Genomic DNA, 20496 nt, shown 5'->3' with positions numbered 1-20496 from the left:
GCGAAACACCTACCGGCGCGCGCCGCGGGCCCGCAGGCCTCCTGAGCGCGCGCCGGTAACAGGTGACCTACCAAGGCATCGCCCGCAGCCGCAGGTCGTGCGGGCGGAGCGTGATGCCCACCCGGGTCGTGTCGTTCGACCCGCTGGCCTGCTCGAAGCGGTACTTCGCCGAGATCGCCGCGGTGATCAGGCTCAGCTGGGTCATGGAGAAGTGGTCACTGGGGCACTTGCGGTTGCCGACGCTGAACGGGCTCATGGCGTACTTCGGTACGTCCTTGGCCCGCTCGGGCAGCCACCGGTCGGGGTCGAAGTCGAGGTTCCGGTCGTAGGAGCGGGCGTCGCGCTGGATCGCGTACGGGCTGTAGACGATGTCCGCCCCGGCCGGAATGCGATAGCCGCCGAGTGCGGTGTCGGTCAGCGCGCGCCGCGTCAATATCCATACGGCGGGCCGGAGCCGCATGGCCTCGACGACGACATTGTTGGTGTGTGTGAGCGAGCGGACGTGCTCGAATCCGACGGGTCGGCCACCGGTCACGGATTCGACCTCGGTCCGTACCTTCTCGGCGTGTTCCGGGTGTTCCGCGAGGACCTGGAGCAGCCACATGATCGTCGAGGCGACTGTTTCGCTGCCAGGGGTGAGTATCGCGACGACCTGGTCGTGGATCTCCTGTTCCCCGATGGGGTCGCCATTGTCGTCCTTCGCCTCCAGCAATGCCGTCAGCAAATCGTCCGGCTTTTGACCAGATGCCCTCCGCTCGGCGACGATCTCGTCGACCAGCAGATGCAAATCGGCCAGCGCCCGGTTGAATTCGCGGTTGGCCGGGAACGGCAGCCGGTACAGCGGCCCGAGCGGGATGACCATGCGCCGGTACATGCCGCGGAAGACGGCGGCGAGATCGATGCTGAGCCGCTCGGCGCGCTCGTCCATGAAGTCGCCGCGCAGCAGGCAGCGGGCGGCGATACGGACGGCGACGCGGAAGGACTCGGAGGTGCACTCGATGGTCTCGCCGGGCCGCCAGCGCCCGGTCAGCGCATGCGCCTCCTCCTCCATGACCGGCCCGTAGTGCGCGATGGCGTCCAGCCGGAACGCGGGCTGGATGGTGCGCCGCTGACGTCGGTGCCGGGGTCCGTTGGCGGTGGCCACGCCCTCCTTGCCGAGCAGCCCTTCCAGGGACTCCCACAGCGGGCCGTCGATCTTGAAGTCGGGGCTGAGCGCGAGCGCGCCGGTGAGCTCCGGCGTGGTGACGGCGTAGACCGTCTTGGGGCCCAGCTTGAGGCGTACGACGTCGCCGTGCTCGCGGAGCCGGGACATGAAGGCGAGCGGGTCACGGGCCAGTTTCAGGCCGTGCCCGAGGCCCGGTACACCGCCGCCGGCCAGGGGCGGCTCGCGGAGTTCGGCCGTCTCGGGGATCAGGGGCCGCGCAGACTCGACGGTCATTTCTCACCTGCCGTTTCGTTGGTCACGTACGGGGGCGTGGACCGGTCGTCCCAGGTGTCGACCATGTACCGGCCGGACTCGTGGTGGAACCAGTAGACGGAGCTGAACCAGTTGCGCATATTCCCGACACAGGACCGCACGGCGGCGCTCAGTTCCTTTCCGCGGACCGATCCGTCGTCGAGCCGGTCGGCGAACAGCAGGGCGTCCCGCTCGGCTTCCAGGAATTCACTGATGCATTTCTCGACGCGCCGCCTGACTTCGTCCACCGCCTCCTCAAGACTCAGCCCCTCATGGGTGATGAGACTTATTCCGAGATTGTGGACCTCATCGCCCGCTATTTCCTTCGGCAGCGAGCACAGATCGTTGTACCAGGCGGCGAATTCCTGACTGAGCAGCGCCGGCCGGCGATAGGCGGGGTTTTTCCGTACGGCATCCGGGAGTTCACAGCCGGCGCCCGGTTCGAGCAGATCGGTCCAAATCCAGTGGGCGAAGGTGTGCCGGCGCAGGGCGAGATATTCCTCGACGCCGGGTATGTAGCCCTGGGTGCGGTTGCGGAACTCTCGGTCGTAGGCCTCGATCACGGTGTGGAAGTGCCGGGAGAACCGCTGGTTCCAGGTGCGCGGCAGGAAGCCGTACAGCCGCAGCACGCTGTCCGCGAACCCGGCGACCAGCGTGTCGGGATGGTGCAGATGGTGCCGGGGTGCGTCGAGGGCCGCGTGCAGGCGGTGCCGCAGCCGCCGCCAGTCGCCCGCCCGGCCGTGGACGACATCGCGGTCATGGCGGTCGTCCCAGACGAAGAACCATGCGCTGTAGTCGGCGATGGCCTGCAGGACCTCCTCGGAGGCACCGAGGTAGTAGCCGGCCATCAGGTCCGTGTAGCAAAGTCCATCGGCATATTCATGCACCTTGTCCGCCGGCATGAACCGTTTTTCGAGCAGCCAGCGGCGCGTCTTGTCCTGGAGCCGCGGCCAATACGGATGCAGTTGCCGAGGAAAGGCGGACTCGATCACCGGGAGTGCCAGTGAGGGCGGTACGACGACCGCCGTCGGCGTTGCGGTGGTGCTGTGTGGGAAAGCTTGCACGGACAAACCCCTCTCAGCCGCCTGGCGCGCACACCCCTCCGGTGTGCCGGGCGTGCGCCGTTGCGTATCCCCGCCCTCCCCATTCAGCACCACAACTGACCGCCATGGGAACGGATTTGCTTCACTCACTACCCCAAGGTGCCGAGATTCTCCCCTCACATGACCGATTAGGGATCACAACGAGCGCAGAAGGGGACCGGTTGTACGACGCACGGACGAGCGAGACGGGGTCATACGAAGGGCGCCCGACCGGGAGTGATCCTGGCCGGGCGCCCGCCGGGCACAGCGGCGGCTAGTCGTTGGCGACCACCGGATAACGTGGCTCGTTCTCGGCCATCTGACGCAGCGCGTCCTTGCGGTCCCGCTTGGACAGCCGGTCGATGTACAGGTAGCCGTAGAGGTGGTCGGTCTCGTGCTGCAAACACCGTGCGAAGTAACCGGTGCCGCGGACCTTGATCGGGTTGCCCTGTTCGTCCTGGCCGGTGACCTCGGCGTAGTCGGGGCGCGCGAGCGGTGCGTACGCCGTCGGCACCGACAGACATCCCTCGTTGCTGTCGTCGAGGCGGCGCTTGTCGGCCGGCAGGTCGACGAGCTTCGGGTTGCACACCACGCCCACGTGCCGGACGCCCTCGTCGTCCATGCAGTCGTAGACGAAGACCTTCAGGTCGACACCGATCTGGTTGGCGGCCAGGCCCACGCCCTCGGCGGTCCGCTGGCTCGCGAACATGTCGGCGACCAGCTGCCCCAGCTCCTCGCCGAACTCGGTGACGTCCTTGCACTCCTTGTGCAGCACCGGGTTGCCGACGACCGTGATCGGCCGCGAGGTCCCGCGCTCCCGCCAGGCCTTCTCGCGCTCCTCGCAGTTCTCCGTGTCGACGACATAGCCCTCGTCGTCGACGGGGAGCACGCCCGCGTGCTGCTGATCGGTGTCCTGCTGCGCCATGACCGACGTACGCCTTCCTGCACAAAAACTGGGAATGAATGCTGATACAGGGTACGGGGGCGCGCCCCAAAGGGGCGCGGGGAACTGCGCGACCAGCCGCAACGGACTCGCAGCCGGTAGACGGACTCAGCACACCTCTTCGAGATCCCGCCAATCACGCGAGTCCGGGCTGTCGGCTACCCACCCGTCCAGCAACCCACGAACCAGCGCAGCCGGCGCAGCCACCCCGCACTCCCGCTCGGGCACCCACAGCTGCCCGTCCGTGCGATGCCCCAGCGGCCCGGGATGACCGGGCTCACTGTGGTCGTGCGGGTCCAGATGCACCCCGTCGCCCTCGTCCGAGGGCATCCGCGACTCCGAACACATCCGGCACAGCAGCCGCACGGAGGAGGACCAGTCCTCGGCCGCGAACCCCGCGTCGGCGGCCAGCTGCTCCAGCGCGTCCCGGTCCGCCTCCGTGGCCGCCTCCAGCAGGACCACCCAGGTCGGCACGGGTGAGGGCGCCCACAGCTCGATCTCGTCGAAGACCGGGTAGGAGTGCCCGGCGGACGTCGTGCGCTCGCCGTGCGGGACACCGTCGTGCAGCACGACCTCGCCCCAGCGCCGCCCGGACGAGGGAAGCGGGATGGACAGCACCTCGATCCGCGCCGGGTCCAGCCTGCGGCCCCAGACGACCTCGGCCTCACCCTCCGGGGAGAGCCGTACCGCCGCGCTGCCCAGCTCCATGCCCGCCGACTCCGCGGCCACGGTGGCGCCGCCGGGCACCTTCAGCCCGTACGCCTGCCAGGCGCGGCGGGCCAGCGGCCAGTCCTGCAGGGCGGTGGCGGCGATGCCGACGTTCCACCAGTCGGGCGCCCCGCTCTCCCGGTCGAGCAGCGCGACCGCGCGCAGCCCGGCCGCGCGGGCCTGCTCCCAGTCGTGCCGGAACTTGTGCAGCAGGGCGAGGTTGAACCAGGACTCCGACAGCCAGGGCTCCAGGTCGGCGGCCCGTGTCAGCAGTTCGCCCGCGTCCTCGTACCGGCCGTCGCCGATCAGCGTGAACGCGCGGTCGGTGGCCTGCCGCCAGGAGGCGGAGGGCCGGTGCCGTCCCTTGCCGAAGATCCTCACGATTCCCGCCTGCCAGTTCCAGTTCCGCACAGTGGGCTGGCTTGTGCCCCCGGACACCCTCTCCCTCGCATCCAACCACGTACGGTGGGAAAGGCGCTCATTACCCATGGGTTACCCAGCGGTGGGCGGGGTCAGACAGGGTCGCGCCCGGCCCGCCGTCGTCCACCGGCGCGCTCACGCGAACGGCCTGTGGCCGGGCCAGTACCCGGGCGAGGGACTCCACCACCTCAGGGGCGTAGTCACCGGCGGTGCCCAGGCGCAGCTCCTCCAGCGCCCGCAGGGGTCCCTCGGGGCCGGCGTCCCGGGTCTTCTCCTCATAGGTGTTCACGGCCCGGATGATCCGCGCGGCGGGCGGCTGTTCGCGGTAGGGGTCCGCCTGGCGTTCCACCATCACGGCGACGGCCGCGGCGACCCCGGTCTGCCGGACGACCGCCCCGCCGAGCAGCGCGATACGCCGCTGCTGGGCGGCGGGCAGGCCCGCGGTGGCGCCCGCCGGGACCGGGTCGACCAGGCTGAGCTGGCCGATGTCGTGCATGAGGGCGGCGTACTCCAGGACGGTCAGTTCGCCCTCGGTCAGGCCGAGGTCCCGGCCTACGGCGAGGCTGAGCGCGGCGACCCTGCGGGCGTGCCCCGCGGGGGTGTATCCGGCGATCTCGGTGGCGCGGGCGAGGGAGGCGATGGTCTGCCGGTAGGTGGCGTGCACGGCCGCGTACCGGCGCACGGACAGCTGGGTGAGCAGCAGGGGCAGACAGAACACGGGCAGCGCCCACAGCCCGACGACGGCCACCGCGAGTGCCATCACGGCGCCGGTCGCGCACACGGCGGAGCCGATGCCGAGCAGCCCGCACAGCTCCTCGCGCAGCAGCGGGCCGAAGGGCCAGCGGGTGCGGCAGTGGGCGAGAGCGGCGGCCAGGACGGCGTCGCACAGGGCGGCGAGACCGAGCAGGGCGACCAGCAGCAGGGCGTAGAGGGGGCCGCCCCAGGAGGCGAACAGGCCCTTGTCGTACAGGGGTTGGAAGCAGACGGCGGTGAAACCGACGGTGAGTACACGGCGGGCCAGATGGTCGAGGGTGGGACTGCGTCCGGACCAGATGTGCGGTACGGCGCCGAGCAGGGCGGCGGCGAGGACGACGGTGACGACCTGCGCCGGGTCGGCTTGCGCGGGCCGCCCGGCGTCCGCTCCGAGCAGGGCGTAGGACAGCGAGCCGGCGGTGGCGAGGGGGGCGGCCTGCCGCACCTGGGCGCCGCTCCACCGGCTCAGCTCGCCGACGGCTATGAGCACGCCGAAGGCGAGCGCGATGCCCCGGTCGGCGAGGCCGGTGCAGAGCGTGCCGGCGAGGGAGCCGGCGGCCGCGAGGGCGGCGGCTGCGTGGATGAAGCGCAGGGCGGTCACCGAGGCGCCCCGGTGACCGGCTCCGGCGTCTCACGGGGACTCTCGTCGGCCGTGACCTGGGGATGCCAGCCGTAGCGGGCCAGCGCCCGGACCAGCGCGCCGACCATACGGGGGTCGAACTGCGTCCCCGCGCAGCGCTCCAGCTCGGTGACGGCCGCCTCGACGGGCCGGGCCCTGCGGTAGGAGCGGGTGGAGGTCATGGCGTCGAAGGCGTCGGCGACGGCGACGACCCGGGCGCACTCGGGGATCCGGGTGCCGACGAGGCCGTACGGGTAGCCGCTGCCGTCGAGGCGCTCGTGGTGGTGCAGGATCGCGGTGCGGGCCTCGCCGAGGAAGGAGATCCCGCGGACCATCTCATGGCCGTACTCGGGGTGCAGTTCGATGATCCGGCGTTCCTCGGGGGTGAGCGGGCCGTCCTTGCGCAGCAGCCGGGTGGGGACGCCGAGTTTGCCGACGTCGTGCAGGATGCCGGCGAACCGCAGCACCTCGACGCGGTCGTCGTCCATGCCGAGTTCCCGGGCGATCATCACGGAGGCCTGTCCGACGCGTTCGCTGTGGCCGCGGGTGTAGCCGTCCTTGATGTCGACGGCCTGCACGAGGGCGCGGATGGTGGCCTGGTGGGCGGCGCGCTCCCGGTGGTACTGGGCGAAGATCCACCAGGACACCCACATGGGCAGCAGCACGAGCAGCGCGGCGAGCGGGCCGTAGGGGCTGCGCCACAGCACGGCCATCATCAGCCCGGCGAGTCCGTGCACCGAGCCCTGCGCGAGCGAGCCGGACAGCAGCCCGCGCCAGGCCCGGCGCGGCGGGACGCCCTGGGCGACCGCGCGGATGCCGCCGTCGAGTGCGGTGAGGATCAGACAGAAGACGAGGACGGCCGCGCCTGCGGGCAGCAGCGCGTACGGGAAGTCGGAGCCGACGACCGCGTCCCGGCCGCCGAGCGCCCAGTGCGCCTCGGCGGCGCCCCACACGGCGAGCGCGGGCCGCGCCGCCCGCCAGACGCGCCTCGGCAGCGCGGGCCGCTGCTCGACCGGCGAGAGCAGCGCCGCCGACAGCGGGACGAGCGCGGCGGCCGGCGGGGGCAGCAGAAACGCCCCGGCGAGCAGGACGGGATAGAAGGTGCCGCCGAAGCGCCGGCGTACGACGTGCTCGCAGGCGGCGCAGAGCGCGGAGAGCAGGGCGAGCGCCCACCAGGGGGTGCGGGTCGTCGGCAGGGGCAGCAGACACAGCAGCGCCAGCAGGGCGACGGCGGCCACATATCCGTGTGCCCGCGCCGGTATCGCCTCCATCGCCCCTCCCCGACCATGCCTGTCCGGGCTCGGAGCCTAGGGCGGGAAACGGGCGCTGAAGGGCTTATGACCTGAGGATTAGCACGTTCGGGTGATGACCCGGCGGTCACCTCCGGGGAGCGGTGGTACTCACGCCTCCGGGGCGGCGGTCACGTCGTGGTCCGGCACGGCCTGGCCGGAGCGGATCAGATCGATCCGCCCCATGACCTTCGCGCGCAGGTCGGCGGGCACGTCGTCATGCCCGCAGCACCGCTTGACCAGCTTCTTCACGGCCTGCTCCAGGCCGTACTTCTCCAGGCACGGAGAGCATTCCTCGAAGTGGTGCCGGAACTTGTCGCGGTCGACGTCCGGCATCTCGCTGTCGAGGAACTCGTACAGATGGTCCAGGACCTCACCGCAGTCCGTCTCGTGCGGGTCTCCGCAGCTCATGAGCCCGAACCTTTCGCTTCGTTCGACTCTCCGGCGCCCGCCGGGACCAGCCCGCGCTCTCGGGCGTAGTCCTCCAGCATGCCGCGCAACTGACGGCGGCCCCGGTGCAGCCGGGACATCACCGTACCGATGGGTGTCCCCATGATGTCCGCGATCTCCTTGTACGCAAAGCCCTCGACGTCCGCGAGATAGACGGCGATGCGGAACTCCTCGGGGATCGCCTGCAGCGCTTCCTTCACATCCGAGTCGGGCAGGTGGTCCAGCGCCTGCGACTCGGCGGAGCGCAGACCCGTCGACATGTGCGACTCGGCGCGGGCGAGCTGCCAGTCCTCGATCTCCTCCGCGGCGGAGCGCTGCGGCTCGCGCTGCTTCTTGCGGTAGGAGTTGATGAACGTGTTGGTGAGGATCCGGTACAGCCATGCCTTGAGGTTGGTGCCCTCGCGGAACTGGTGGAAGGACGCGTACGCCTTCGCATACGTCTCCTGCACCAGGTCCTCGGCGTCGGCGGGGTTACGCGTCATGCGCAGCGCGGCCGAGTACATCTGGTCGAGGAACTCAAGCGCGTCCCGCTCGAAGCGCGCAGTGCGCTGAGCGGTGGACTCGGCGGTCGCCGCCGCGCTCACGTCCTGGCCCTCGGGCTGCTCCGCCTGGCCGCTGTCGGTCCCTGCGTCGGTACCGGTGACCGGACCCACCTCCTCAAGATCCCGGGCAGGACCGAGAGCGGTCCCACTCGTTTCGGAGGATAGAACACGACCCGTGCCTGCCGCCGCTCGAATTGGAGCGGTCTTGGCCGCGTGCAGCACCGTCCAGTCCAGGTCAGTGCTGCTGCTGCGGGCCGGGCAGATGGTCGAACCCATGCGGCGGACTTCCTTCCCTACGACGTCGGTGCCGAGGCCTCAGCACTTCTGTCCGCCACAACAGCGGTCCGGCACGGGGCATTCCCGGGTGTCACCCGAGTGACGCGAGCCACTGCGCGACACCCGCGGTGATCAGCTCCAGGGCCCGCTCCTGGCCGATCTCGGCGCGTTTCGACACGGCGAACCCATGATCGCCGTACGGCACCTCGATCAGTTCGAAATCCCCCGGCGGGAACTCCGCCGGCCTCCCGAAGGGGTCGTTGCCGCCCTGGACGACGAGCGTGGGCACCCCGGCCCCGAGCAGCTCCTCGGCGCGGGACTTCTCCGGCTTGCCCGGCGGGTGCAGCGGGAAGCTCAGCGCGAGCACGGCGTGCGCGCCCAGCTCGGCCGCCGTACGGCAGGCGACCCGGGCGCCGGCGCTGCGCCCGCCGGAGATCACGGGCAGCTCCATCCCGGCCAGCGCGGGCCAGATCCCGCGCCAGGCGGCGTCCAGGGTCTTCGGCGCGGGCGCGACCTTGCGGCCCGCGACCCGCCAGGGCTGCTCGACCAGGGCCACGGTGACGCCCCGCGCGGGAAGCGCGTGGGCGAGCGCCTGGAGGTCCCGTGCCTCGACGCCCCCGCCGGCGCCGTGGCTCACGGCGAGGACGAGAGCGGGCTTCTTCGCCTTGTGCCAGGTGATGCGTGCGGTCCCGGCGTCGGTCTCGACAATCTCGATCACGCTAGAAGAGTGTGCCCTCTTCCGGTGCCGCCAGCTCCTTCAGCAGCTCCGGGCCGTTGTTGCGGACGTTGCTGACGGCCGTGGCGACCGGGTAGGCGCGCATCAGGCCGGGCGGTGGCGGGGCGAGCAGTCCGCGCAGGTCGCCGGGGTCGGTACGGCCCGGGTCGAGCCAGGCGTCCCAGCGGTCCGGGGTGAGCATCAGCGGCATCCGGGGGTGGATGTCGGCCAGAGCGTGCGGGCCGTCGGCGGGGGCCACGGCCAGCGGTGTCCGCTCGGCCTCGGTGGTGATCACCGAGCAGGTCACCCACCAGGCCTGCGGGTGGTCGTCGGGCAGGGTCCGGTCGCGCCAGAACTCGTACAGCCCGGCCATCGCGAACACCGAGCCGTCGGCCGGCAGCACGAAGTACGGCTGCTTGCGCGGCCGCTTCTTCCTGCCCTCGACCTCCAGCTCCCGCTCGTCGGTGCCGGTGACCCACTCGTAGTAGCCGTCGGCGGGCAGGATGCAGCGCCGGGCGGCGAAGGCACGCCGGTAGGAGGGCTTCTCGTGCACGGTCTCGGCGCGCGCGTTGATCATCCGGGCGGCGCCCTCGGGCGTCTTGGCCCAGGAGGGCACCAGTCCCCACTTCAGCTTGCGCAGCTGGCGAACCGGACGCGGGGAGTCCGCGTCTTTCAAGGGACGGTCGAGGACGGCGTAGACCTCTTTGGTCGGCGCCACGTTGTAGTCGGGCTCCAAGGTCTCTTCAGGCTCCCACTTCTCGATCTCGAAGACTCCTGCGAGATCCTCGGGCCTACGACTGGATGCATACCGTCCGCACATACATGTCACACTGCCAGACTCCGCACGACAGCAGGGAGCCACTCGGACTCATGGACAGCCTCGCCGCCACCTCGCTGCCCGGCCTCTGGGACAGGCTCACCGGTACCCAGCCCGACCCCGCCCTGTGGGTGGTGGCCGCCACCCTGGCCGCCGCGCTCGCCGTCGTCGCCCCGCATCCGCTGTGGCGGATATCGCGCAACGCGATCACCATCGCGCACGAGGGCGGCCACGGGCTGATCGCCCTGCTCACCGGCCGGCAGCTCACCGGCATCCGGCTGCACTCCGACACCAGCGGCCTCACCGTCAGCCGGGGCAAGCCGTACGGACTGGGCATGATCCTGACGGCCGCCGCCGGCTATACGGCGCCCTCGCTGCTGGGGCTCGGCGGTGCCGCGCTGCTGGCGGCGGGCCGCATCACGCTGCTGCTGTGGCTGGCGACGGCGCTGCTGGCGGTGATGCTGGTGATGATCCGCAACGCGTACGGCGTGCTGACCGTGGTGCTGGCCGGGGGCGCCTTCCTGCTGGTGTCCTGGCTGGCGGGGCCCCAGGTGCAGGCGGCGTTCGCGTACGCGGTGGTGTGGTTCCTGCTGCTGGGCGGGGTACGGCCGCCGTTCGAGCTGCAGCTGAAGCGGTCCCGGAGCGGCGCGGGCGACTCGGACGCGGACCAGTTGTCGCGGCTGACGCACGTACCGGCGGGGCTGTGGCTGTTCCTGTTCCACGCGGTGACCCTGTGCTCGCTGATCGGCGGGGGGCGCTGGCTGCTGGAGGTGTGAGGGCCGGCGCGCACGGCGTCCTCCTCCCCGCTTCTCCGTCGGGGTTTCGGCGTATTTGATCGAGATCTACGGTCGCTGCCAGCCACTAAAGTGGAGCGCATGACCGTGAACCCCGCACACTCCGCCCTCTGGCCCGCCCCGCACGCGAGCGGAGCCGTCGACGCGACGGTCCACGTGCCCGGGTCCAAGTCGGTCACCAACCGCGCGCTGGTGCTGGCCGCCCTCGCCTCCGAGCCCGGCTGGCTGCGCCGCCCGCTGCGTTCCCGCGACACCCTGCTGATGGCCGGTGCCCTGCGGGCCATGGGCGTGGCGATCGAGGAAGGGGTCGGCCCCGACGGCACGGGCGAGGCCTGGCGGGTGCTGCCGACGGGCCTGCACGGCCCGGCCACCGTCGACGTCGGCAACGCCGGCACCGTGATGCGCTTCCTGCCGCCGGTGGCCGCGCTCGCCGACGGCCCCATCCGGTTCGACGGCGACCCGCGCTCGTACGAGCGTCCCCTGCACGGCGTGATCGACGCGCTGCGGCAGCTCGGCGCCCGGATCGACGACGACGGCCGGGGCGCCCTGCCGCTGACCGTGCACGGCGCCGGGGCCCTGGACGGCGGCCCGGTGTCGATCGACGCGTCCTCGTCCTCCCAGTTCGTCTCGGCCCTGCTGCTGTCCGGCCCGCGCTACAACCAGGGCGTCGAGGTCCGCCACACGGGCGCGACCCTGCCCTCCCTGCCGCACATCCGGATGACCGTGGACATGCTGCGCGCGGTCGGCGCCCAGGTGGACACCCCGGAGTCGGGCGGCGAGCCGAACGTGTGGCGGGTGACGCCGGGCGCGCTGCTCGGCCGGGACCTGACGATCGAGCCGGACCTGTCCAACGCCCAGCCGTTCCTCGCGGCGGCCCTGGTCACCGGCGGCAAGGTGATGATCCCGGACTGGCCGGAGCGCACCACGCAGCCGGGTGACCGGCTCCGGGAGATCTTCACCGAGATGGGCGGCTCCTGCGAACTGACCGAGTACGGGCTGGTGTTCAGCGGATCCGGCGCCGTCCACGGCATCGACGTGGACCTGGGCGACGTCGGCGAGCTGACCCCCGGCGTCGCGGCCGTCGCGGCCCTCGCCGACTCCCCCTCGACCCTGCGGGGCGTGGCGCACCTGCGGCTGCACGAGACGGACCGGCTGGCCGCGCTCACCAAGGAGATCAACGAGCTGGGCGGCGATGTCACCGAGACCGCCGACGGCCTGCACATCCGCCCGCGCCGACTGCACGGCGGCGTCTTCCACACCTACGAGGACCACCGCATGGCGACCGCCGGCGCGATCATCGGCCTGGCGGTCGAGGGCGTACAGATCGAGAACGTGGCGACCACGGCGAAGACCCTGCCGGACTTCCCCGAGCTGTGGACCGGGATGCTCGGGCAGTAGGGACACGCCATGCGCCGCTACGGCAAGCACACCGACGAGGACGACATCCGCACCCGTCCCAACCGCAAGGGCAACCGGCCGCGTACGAGCATCCGGCCCAAGCACGAGGACGCGGCCGAGGGCATGGTCCTCACGGTCGACCGTGGCCGGCTGACCTGTCTGGTCGAGGACCGGACGGTGCTGGCGATGAAGGCCCGCGAGCTGGGCCGCAAGGCGGCCGTGGTCGGGGACCGGGTGGCCCTGGTCGGCGATCTGTCCGGCAAGAAGGACACGCTCGCCAGGATCGTCCGGATCGAGGAGCGCAGCTCACTGCTGCGCCGTACGGCCGACGACGACGATCCCTATGAGCGCGTGGTGGTGGCGAACGCGGACCAGCTGGCCGTCGTCACGGCCCTGGCCGACCCCGAACCCCGCCCCCGGCTGATCGACCGCTGCCTGGTCGCCGCCTACGACGGCGGCCTGGAACCGCTGCTGGTGATGACCAAGTCGGACCTGGCCCCGCCGGACAAGCTGCTGGAGCTGTACGGCGCCCTCGACATCCCGTACGTCGTCACCAGTCGCGACGAGCTGGAGAACGGGGACGCGGCGGACCGGGTGCGCGAGCATCTGGACGGCCGGATCACCGCGTTCGTGGGTCACTCGGGCGTCGGCAAGACCACGCTGGTGAACGCGCTGGTCCCGGAGGACCTGCGGCGTACGACGGGCCATGTGAACGCGGTGACGGGCCGCGGCCGGCACACCACGACCTCGGCCCTCGCCCTGCCGCTCACGGTGACGGACGGCTGGGTCATCGACACCCCGGGCGTCCGCTCCTTCGGTCTCGCGCACATCGACCCGTCCCGGGTCATCCACGCCTTCCCCGACCTCGAACCGGGCACGGAGGGCTGCCCGCGCGCATGCAGCCACGACGAACCGGACTGTGCGCTGGACGCCTGGGTCGAGGAGGGGCACGCCGACCCGGCGCGGCTGTACTCGCTGCGCCGGCTGCTGGCCACGCGCGAGCGCAACGAGGGCGACTGAGGCCGACCGAGCGCCGCTCCGTTGTTTGCCGGGACCCCGGTCCGGTAAGTGCATAATCGCACCGAGCCGGAGATCCGGATCAACGGGAGGACAGCGCATGGCGTGGCTGCTGGTCATCGTGGCCGGGATTCTGGAGACCGGTTTCGCCGTGTGCCTCAAGCTCTCGCACGGGTTCACCCGGCTCTGGCCGACGATCGCCTTCGCGTCGTTCGCCCTCGGCAGCTTCGGTCTGCTGACCCTGTCCCTGAAGAAACTCGACGTCGGCCCCGCCTACGCGGTGTGGACCGGCATCGGCGCGGCCGGCACCGCGATCTACGGCATGATCTTCCTCGGCGACCTGGTCTCCACCCTGAAGATCGTCTCGATCAGCCTGGTCATCGTCGGCGTGATCGGCCTGCAACTGTCGGGCTCGGCGCACTAGGGCCTGTCCGGCGCTCGGCGCACCAGGACCCGCGCTGGGCCTCTCTCACGGGCGGCCCCGGTGGATCACACCGTCTGTACGGGGACGACCGCCCGGATCAGTTCCGCCATGCCGCCGCCCTCCGCCGGTGGCGCCGCGACGCAGGACAGGGCGAGGCGGACGGCCAGTTCGCAGGGGCGGGCCAGTTCGGCGGTGTCGGCGGGGGTGGCGGCAGGGCCGGTCAGGGCGGTGACCGCGCGGTCCCGTACGAGCCGTACGAAGTCGCGGGGCGTCGGCAGCGGCCCGTCCGCGCGGCGCTGCGCCGGCACCGAGGAGAGGGACGGCACGGCGGTGAGCCGCGGGGCGGGGAGCCGTTCGCTCCAGCAGCCGGTGAGCATGGCCCGTATCAGCGCGTTGTCCCGGGCGGCGGAGCTGGTCCACTCGACCACGGCCGTGAGCCGTTCCCCCGGCTCGCCCGGAGCCGCGAGCGCCCGCTCGATCCCGGCGAGATAGCCGTCGGCCTCCCGCCGCACGAGTGCGCGGGCCAGCCCGTCCTTGCTGCCGAACTCGTTGTACAGGGTCTGCCGGGATACCCCGGCGGCCGCGGCGACGTCGACCATCCGCACCGCGGACCATGGCCGGCGCAGGAGGGCCGTATAGGCGGCGTCCAGCAGGGACTCCCTGGCAGCAGGCATCATCGCCTCCGTGGGCAGCGCGACTCTGCGCCCAGATTTGACGCGCTCGCATGCACTGTCAAGGGTGCGCGTGACCCGGGAGCGTGCTTTCGCGCCGGGCGTGTCGCGTGGCGCCGCGTCCGGGCCCGTCAGGCCACGAGGAGCGACACCTACCCCGCCTGGTAGCTCCCGCGCCCACCCGCCAGATACCGTTCGCTACATGCCGGACTACCTCGACGACCTGCGTCTCGCCCACGTCATCGCCGACGGCGCCGACGCCACGACCATGGACCGCTTCAAGGCCCTCGACCTGAAGGTCGAGACAAAGCCGGACATGACCCCCGTGAGCGAGGCGGACAAGGCGGCGGAAGAACTCATCCGCAGCCAGCTCCAGCGCGCCCGCCCCCGGGACGCGATCCTCGGTGAGGAGTACGGGATAGAGGGCACCGGCCCCCGCCGCTGGGTGATCGACCCCATCGACGGCACGAAGAACTACGTCCGCGGGGTCCCCGTCTGGGCGACGTGTATCGCGCTGATGGAAGCGGGCGAAACGGGCTACGAACCCGTCGCCGGCGTGGTCTCCGCCCCCGCCCTCGGCCGCCGCTGGTGGGCCGCGAAGGGCCACGGCGCCTTCACCGGCCGCAGCCTCAGCTCCGCGTCCCGTATCCATGTCTCCCGGGTCGGCACGCTCGGCGACGCCTCCTTCGCGTACTCGTCCCTCTCCGGCTGGGAGGAGCAGGGCCGCCTGGGCGGCTTCCTGGACCTCACCCGCCAGGTGTGGCGCACGCGCGCCTACGGCGACTTCTGGCCGTACATGATGGTCGCCGAGGGTTCCGTGGACATCTGCGCGGAGCCGGAGCTGTCGCTGTGGGACATGGCGGCCAACGCGATCATCGTCACGGAGGCGGGCGGCACCTTCACCGGCCTCGACGGCCGGCCGGGTCCGCACAGCGGCAACGCGACGGCCTCCAACGGTCTGCTGCACGACGAACTGCTGGGGTATCTGAATCAGCGCCGCTGAGCGGCGGCCGGAGAGGCCAGGAGAGGCTGGGCGGCGACCAGAGAGACGGAAGGGACCCGGTCGCGCCCCCGATTCACCACGCGCGCCCTCTTGTTGACTCTCCCTTTACCTGGCACTCTGAGCCCACCCCCACTTGTGAATTTGTGAATGCCCGCGCAAGCACGGGGATTCCTAGGAGGTGGCCCCAGCCATGCTCGTACGTGACGCCATGAGCACGGTGATTCTCACCGTCGGTCCCGCCCACACGCTCCGCCAGGCAGCCGCCCTGATGTCCGCCCGCCGCGTCGGCGCCGCCGTCGTCCTCGACCCGGACGCCGGCGGCATCGGCATCCTCACCGAACGCGACATCCTCAACTCCGTCGGGCTCGGCCAGAGCCCGGACACCGAGCGCACGCACGCCCACACCACCACCGACGTCGTGTTCGCCGCCCCCACCTGGACCCTGGAACAGGCCGCCCGCGCCATGGCCCACGGCGGCTTCCGGCATCTGGTCGTCCTCGACCGCGGCGAGGTCGCCGGCATCGTCTCGGTCCGCGACATCATCCGCTGCTGGGCCCCGACGCGCGAGCCCGTACCGGCGCTCTGACCGGCGCCCTGACCGGCGCTCCGAGCACACGCGGCCGGCGCCGCCGCGGACATACGGAACGGGCCGGACCCCGAGCACCGTGGGGTCCGGCCCGCCCTGGGGAACACCCCAGGTTCTCAAAGAACGCCGGCAGGGCGCGGGCGAGGCGGCGCCGGCCGAGCCGGTTCAGCCGCGCAGGGCCTGTACCGCCGCCTCCAGCCGCTTGCCGAAGTCGGCGTCGGCCTTGCGGAAGTTGCCGATCGCCCGCTCGGCGATCTCCTCGCGCGAGACCGGCGCGATCGCCCCGGCGAGGCCCGCGACCAGCCGCTCCTTCTCCTCCTCCGGCATCAGCCGGTAGAGGGTGCCCGCCTGCACGAAGTCGTCGTCCTCGGCGTGCACCGGGGTGGGGTGGTTGCCGGTGGGACCGTCGGCGGAGGTGGCCTGCCACAGCGCACGGCCGGTCTGCTGCGGCCCGCCGAAGCTGTTCGGCTCGTAGTTCTTCGCACCGCCGTGCCGGCCGTCGTACAGGAAGCCGTCACGCGAGTTCGTGCGCGCCTCGGTGGCGTGCGGACGGTTCACCGGCAGGTGGTCGGCGTTGATGCCGACGCGGTAGCGGTGCGCGTCGCCGTAGGCGAACAGCCGCCCCTGGAGCATCTTGTCGGGCGAGGGGCCGATACCCGGCACGAAGTGCGCGGGCGAGAAGATCGACTGCTCGACCTCGGCGAAGACGTTCTGCGGGTTGCGGTTGAGCTCCAGCCTGCCGATCTCGATCGGCGGGTAGTCCTCGTGCGGCCACACCTTGGTGAGGTCGAACGGGTTGAAGCGGTACCCGGCCGCGTCCGCCGCCGGCATGATCTGCACCTGCACGGTCCAGCTCGGGAACTCGCCGCGCTCGATGGACTGCCGCAGATCCCGCTGGTGGGAGTCGGGGTCCTCACCGGCGATCCGGTTGGCCTCGCCCTGGGTGAGGTTCTTGATCCCCTGGTCGGTCTTGAAGTGGTACTTGACCCAGAAGACCTCACCGGCCGCGTTGTTCCACTGGTAGGTGTGCGAGCCGTAGCCGTTCATGTGCCGGTACGACGCCGGGATGCCGCGGTCGCCGAACAGCCACGTCACCTGGTGGGTCGACTCGGGGCTGAGCCCCCAGAAGTCCCACACGTTGTCGGCTTCCTGGCTGCCGGTGTACGGGTCGCGCTTCTGGGTGTGGATGAAGTCCGGGAACTTGATCGCGTCCCGGATGAAGAACACCGGGGTGTTGTTGCCGACGAGGTCGTAGTTGCCCTCCTCGGTGTAGAACTTCAGCGCGAAACCGCGCGGGTCGCGGACCGCGTCCGCCGCGCCGAGGTTCCCGGCCACCGTCGAGAAACGCAGAAAGACCTCGGTCTCCTTGCCGACCTCGGAGAGGAAGGCGGCACGGGTGTACGGCGTGACGTCGGCGGTCACCGTGAAGGTGCCGTACGCGCCGGCGCCGCGGGCGTGCACGACCCGCTCCGGGATGCGCTCCCGGTTGAAGTGGGCGAGCTTCTCCAGCAGCAGCTGGTCCTGGACGAGGACCGGCCCGCCGACGCCCGCCGTCTCGCTGTTCTGGTTGTCGGCAACCGGAGCACCGGCCTCCGTGGTGAGCGGTCCCTGCGTCACGTGCGCCTCCTGCGTCATCGCTGACCTGTCCTGTCCCAGTCCTGTCCTGTGGCCAAAGCCGTCACCGATCCTACATTGGACTAAGTCCAAGTCAACTCATAGTCCAATCTCACACCTATTCCCGTCCTGGTCCCCCTAGCTGTTAGGCTGGTGGCCATGAGCGACCTTCTGGAACGGCTGCGCGGACGCGGATGGCGGATGACCGCGCAGCGGCGCGTCGTGGCCGAGGTCCTCGACGGCGAACACGTCCATCTGACGGCCGACGAGGTCCACGCACGGGCTGTCGCGAAGCTCCCCGAGATCTCCCGGGCGACGGTCTACAACACGCTGGGTGAGCTGGTCACACTCGGCGAGGTGCTGGAAGTGTCGACGGACAAGCGCGCCAAGCGCTACGACCCGAACGCGCACCGGCCGCACCACCACCTGGTCTGCGCCCGCTGCGGCTCGATCCGCGACGTCCACCCGACGGGCAACCCGCTCGCCGACCTGCCCGACACGGAGCGCTTCGGCTTCACGGTGTCGGACGTCGAGGTGACGTACCGGGGGCTGTGCCCGGACTGCGCGGGGTCCTGAACAGGGGGGGCGCAAGCCCCCTTTTTTTTGCACAGGCATGCGAAAACGACCTAGGGCCGGAACCCATCTGGATTCCGGCCCTAGGCCTTCAGTAGCGGGGACAGGATTTGAACCTGCGACCTCTGGGTTATGAGCCCAGCGAGCTACCGAGCTGCTCCACCCCGCGTCGGTGAACACGACATTACGCGAGAGAAGCCGACGGAAGCAAATCGCTTCTGGGCCTTGTGACCAGGGCCACTACCCGTCACGCCGAGAGTTCCTCACGCAGCGCGTCCCGGAGCCGCCCCGCCCGCTCCGAGACCTCCGCCGGGCCGAGGGCGACGGCGCGGTCCGCCCACCGCTGCCCCTCCGCCAGCTCTCCCCGACGCGCGTAGACCAGCGCCAGCCGGAGCGCCGCCCGGCCATGCCCGGCGTCCGCGGCGCGCGTCCACCACACCGCCGCCTCCGGCTCGCTCCCCTCCCGCGCCAGCAGCAGCCCGAGGTTGAACGCGCCGTTGCGCGACCCGGCCTCCGCGGCCGCCCGGTACCACCGCGCCGCCTCGACCACGTCCCCGCGCGCCGCCGCGAGCATGCCGACCCGCACCTGCGCCCGCCGGTGTCCCTGCGTGGCCGCGCGCTCGTACCACTCCTCGCACTCGCTCTTCTCGTGCACGATCTCGCCCAGCTCATGCGCCGGCTCCGGCGGCCGCCGCGCGTCGAGCAGCGTCGCCAGCCGGTACGCCGCCTCCGCGCTGCCGCCGCCCGCCGCGCACCGCAGATGCCGCTCGGCCTCCCGCTCGTCGCCGTCGCGCAGCCGGGCGATCCCGACCTGGAGCGCGGCCTCGGTGTGCCCGGCCGCGGCCGCCCGCTCGTACCAGCGCAGCGCCGTCTGCGCGTCCGGCCCGGTGCCGCGCCCGGCGTAGAGGATCCCGAGGTTGAACGCGGCGTCCACGCTGCCGGCCTCGGCGGCCTTGGAGAACCAGGGTTCGGCACCGGTGGTGTCGCCGACCTGGAGCAGCAGGATGGCGAGGGCGTTCGCGGCCTCCCGGTGCCCGGCGTAGGCCGCGCGCCGGTACCACTGCTCGGCCTGGGCGGTACGCCCCTGCTCGGCGCAGAGCAGCCCGAGGTTGTACGCGCCGTTGTCGTCGCCGGCGTCCAGCGCCTCCCGGTACCAGCGCTCGGCGGTCTGCGTCTCACCGCGCTCGGCGTGCAGCGCGCCGAGCGCGTTGGCCGCGTTGCCGTCGCCGTCCTGGGCGGCACGCAGCCACCACACGGCGGCGCTCTCGGTGTCCCCGGCGTCGCGCAGCAGGAAGCCGAGCGCGCAGGCTGCCCGCGCCTCACCGTCCTTGGCCGAGGTCAGGTACCAGCGGCCGGCCTCCTTCAGCTCCCCGCGCTTCTCCAGGATCGCGCCGAGGTGCAGCGCGGCGCGCCGGTGACCGCGCGCGGCGGCCTGCCGGTACCACTGCTCGACCTCGGCGACAGCGTTGTCAGCCCCGTCGTCGTCCTCGGGTCCGGCACAACGGTCGAGCGCGCGCGCCAGCCGGTAGGCGGCCTCCCGGTGGCCGCGCTCGGCGGCCGCCCGCATCCAGTGGCCGGCGCCGACGTCCCCGCGGTGTTCCAGCAGATCGGCGAGTGCGTAGGCGCCGAGGACATGGCCCTGCTCGGCGGACTGGCGCAGCCAGTACTCGGCGGCGGGCTCGTCCCCGCGCTCGCGGTGGTAGCGGCCCAGTGCGTGTGCGGCGGCGGCCGAGCCGGCCACGGCGGCGATGCGCCACCAGCCGGCGGCCTCCTCGGGGTAGCCGCGCTGATGCAGCAGGACGCCGAGGTTGTTGGCGGCGGCCCGGTCACCGGACGCGGTGGCGGCCCGCAGATGGGATTCGGCTCCGTCGAGGTCGCCGCGGCGCAGCAGCACGGCACCGAGAACGCTCGCCGCCTCGGCGTCGCCGCTCCGCGCGGCCAGCGCGAGGCGCACCTCCTCCTCGGCGTCCGCCACGTCACTCAGCTCGTCGCGGGTCGGCTCCTCACCGGAAGGCAGCACAAATCGCCCTGACTCGAACAGAGTTGCCTTCTCCCCCATAACGTCCATCGTCGCACCACCTGCAACCTGGGTACACCCGGTATACCGCAGCCCGTGAGGTCACTTCAGCGTTTTGTCGACATGCCCACAGGACGACAAGTCAAACACACGGCACTCAACTCCCCACGGCGGCGCGGCCGCCCCTCCCCTCAGTACATGAGTTCGCACACCACGAAGGCCCGGATCCCTTGGGATCCGGGCCTTCGTTCGCAGTAGCGGGGACAGGATTTGAACCTGCGACCTCTGGGTTATGAGCCCAGCGAGCTACCGAGCTGCTCCACCCCGCG

At 71.6% G+C, this 20496-nt stretch carries 20 protein-coding genes and 2 tRNA genes; 7 read left to right on the top strand and 15 right to left on the bottom strand.

The features are described 5' to 3' along the window. Window positions 1-67: 67 nt before the first annotated feature. The 10 genes from IE277_RS18540 to IE277_RS18495 form a co-directional block, all read right to left on the bottom strand. Complete coding sequence (locus IE277_RS18540; RefSeq protein ID WP_189953784.1) at window positions 68-1438, bottom strand: bifunctional albaflavenone monooxygenase/terpene synthase; 1371 nt, start codon at window positions 1436-1438, stop codon at window positions 68-70. Next, a complete protein-coding gene (cyc1, locus tag IE277_RS18535; RefSeq protein ID WP_189953915.1) occupies window positions 1435-2520 on the bottom strand; it encodes an epi-isozizaene synthase in 1086 nt (361 codons plus the stop codon). Before cyc1 ends, IE277_RS18540 begins: the two co-directional genes overlap by 4 nt. A 292-nt stretch (window positions 2521-2812) precedes the next feature. Beyond that, window positions 2813-3463 (bottom strand): peptide deformylase, encoded by a 651-nt coding sequence (def, locus tag IE277_RS18530; protein WP_189953782.1) that lies wholly within the window; start codon window positions 3461-3463, stop codon window positions 2813-2815. A 126-nt stretch (window positions 3464-3589) separates the two neighbouring features. Beyond that, the gene (locus tag IE277_RS18525; RefSeq protein WP_189953779.1) at window positions 3590-4570 is read right to left on the bottom strand and encodes a hypothetical protein; all 981 of its coding nucleotides are present in this window, start codon (window positions 4568-4570) and stop codon (window positions 3590-3592) included. Between the two features lie 100 nt (window positions 4571-4670). Further along, complete coding sequence (locus tag IE277_RS18520; RefSeq protein ID WP_189953778.1) at window positions 4671-5963, bottom strand: HD-GYP domain-containing protein; 1293 nt, start codon at window positions 5961-5963, stop codon at window positions 4671-4673. Beyond that, window positions 5960-7252, bottom strand: a complete 1293-nt coding sequence (locus IE277_RS18515) for an HD-GYP domain-containing protein (protein ID WP_189953776.1) — start codon at window positions 7250-7252, stop codon at window positions 5960-5962. The genes IE277_RS18520 and IE277_RS18515 overlap by 4 nt, the downstream gene beginning before the upstream one ends. 129 nt (window positions 7253-7381) lie before the next feature. Continuing rightward, a complete protein-coding gene (gene rsrA / locus IE277_RS18510) occupies window positions 7382-7681 on the bottom strand; it encodes a mycothiol system anti-sigma-R factor (protein WP_189953774.1) in 300 nt (99 codons plus the stop codon). Further along, a complete protein-coding gene (locus IE277_RS18505; RefSeq protein WP_189953772.1) occupies window positions 7678-8373 on the bottom strand; it encodes a sigma-70 family RNA polymerase sigma factor in 696 nt (231 codons plus the stop codon). Before IE277_RS18505 ends, rsrA begins: the two co-directional genes overlap by 4 nt. A gap of 256 nt (window positions 8374-8629) precedes the next feature. Beyond that, on the bottom strand, window positions 8630-9256 hold the full coding sequence (locus IE277_RS18500) for an alpha/beta hydrolase family protein (protein ID WP_189953771.1): 627 nt from the start codon (window positions 9254-9256) through the stop codon (window positions 8630-8632). Between the two features lies 1 nt (window position 9257). After that, window positions 9258-10073, bottom strand: coding sequence for an SOS response-associated peptidase (locus tag IE277_RS18495; RefSeq protein ID WP_189953769.1), 816 nt, complete (start codon window positions 10071-10073; stop codon window positions 9258-9260). A gap of 50 nt (window positions 10074-10123) precedes the next feature. Between IE277_RS18495 and IE277_RS18490 the strand changes: the two genes are divergently transcribed. The 4 genes from IE277_RS18490 to IE277_RS18475 all read left to right on the top strand — a co-directional run bounded on the left by IE277_RS18490 (window position 10124) and on the right by IE277_RS18475 (window position 13703). Next, window positions 10124-10846, top strand: a complete 723-nt coding sequence (locus tag IE277_RS18490) for a M50 family metallopeptidase (protein WP_189953767.1) — start codon at window positions 10124-10126, stop codon at window positions 10844-10846. 99 nt (window positions 10847-10945) lie between these two features. After that, a complete protein-coding gene (aroA, locus tag IE277_RS18485; protein WP_189953765.1) occupies window positions 10946-12262 on the top strand; it encodes a 3-phosphoshikimate 1-carboxyvinyltransferase in 1317 nt (438 codons plus the stop codon). A 9-nt stretch (window positions 12263-12271) separates the two neighbouring features. Beyond that, complete coding sequence (gene rsgA, locus IE277_RS18480) at window positions 12272-13282, top strand: ribosome small subunit-dependent GTPase A (RefSeq protein ID WP_189953763.1); 1011 nt, start codon at window positions 12272-12274, stop codon at window positions 13280-13282. A 97-nt stretch (window positions 13283-13379) separates the two neighbouring features. Continuing rightward, window positions 13380-13703: a DMT family transporter gene (locus tag IE277_RS18475; protein WP_189953761.1), complete on the top strand. Its 324-nt coding sequence runs from the start codon at window positions 13380-13382 to the stop codon at window positions 13701-13703. Window positions 13704-13768: 65 nt separating this feature from the next. Here IE277_RS18475 and IE277_RS18470 read toward each other — a convergent pair whose 3' ends face one another. After that, window positions 13769-14380: a TetR/AcrR family transcriptional regulator gene (locus IE277_RS18470; RefSeq protein ID WP_189953759.1), complete on the bottom strand. Its 612-nt coding sequence runs from the start codon at window positions 14378-14380 to the stop codon at window positions 13769-13771. A gap of 196 nt (window positions 14381-14576) precedes the next feature. Between IE277_RS18470 and hisN the strand changes: the two genes are divergently transcribed. Next, the gene (gene hisN / locus IE277_RS18465; protein ID WP_189953757.1) at window positions 14577-15377 is read left to right on the top strand and encodes a histidinol-phosphatase; all 801 of its coding nucleotides are present in this window, start codon (window positions 14577-14579) and stop codon (window positions 15375-15377) included. A gap of 190 nt (window positions 15378-15567) precedes the next feature. Next, complete coding sequence (locus tag IE277_RS18460) at window positions 15568-15963, top strand: CBS domain-containing protein (RefSeq protein ID WP_189953755.1); 396 nt, start codon at window positions 15568-15570, stop codon at window positions 15961-15963. Window positions 15964-16128: 165 nt separating this feature from the next. On the opposite strand, the gene IE277_RS18455 is transcribed toward IE277_RS18460, so the two are convergent. Continuing rightward, window positions 16129-17598: a catalase gene (locus IE277_RS18455; RefSeq protein ID WP_189953753.1), complete on the bottom strand. Its 1470-nt coding sequence runs from the start codon at window positions 17596-17598 to the stop codon at window positions 16129-16131. A gap of 138 nt (window positions 17599-17736) precedes the next feature. Here IE277_RS18455 and IE277_RS18450 point away from each other — a divergent pair, with 138 nt between their 5' ends. Continuing rightward, window positions 17737-18153, top strand: coding sequence for a Fur family transcriptional regulator (locus tag IE277_RS18450; protein ID WP_189953751.1), 417 nt, complete (start codon window positions 17737-17739; stop codon window positions 18151-18153). A gap of 92 nt (window positions 18154-18245) precedes the next feature. Here the strand turns inward: IE277_RS18450 and IE277_RS18445 are convergent. The 3 genes from IE277_RS18445 to IE277_RS18435 all read right to left on the bottom strand — a co-directional run bounded on the left by IE277_RS18445 (window position 18246) and on the right by IE277_RS18435 (window position 20496). Beyond that, window positions 18246-18319: transfer RNA gene (locus IE277_RS18445), tRNA-Met, on the bottom strand. Between the two features lie 78 nt (window positions 18320-18397). Then, the gene (locus IE277_RS18440) at window positions 18398-20218 is read right to left on the bottom strand and encodes a tetratricopeptide repeat protein (protein WP_189953749.1); all 1821 of its coding nucleotides are present in this window, start codon (window positions 20216-20218) and stop codon (window positions 18398-18400) included. Window positions 20219-20422: 204 nt separating this feature from the next. Then, window positions 20423-20496 (bottom strand) — tRNA-Met (locus IE277_RS18435).

Origin of the sequence: Streptomyces alanosinicus, assembly GCF_014650595.1 — a bacterium.
Taxonomy (GTDB): domain Bacteria; phylum Actinomycetota; class Actinomycetes; order Streptomycetales; family Streptomycetaceae; genus Streptomyces; species Streptomyces alanosinicus.
Note: the sequence above shows the minus strand (reverse complement) of the source record. Positions and strands in the feature narration are given on the sequence as shown.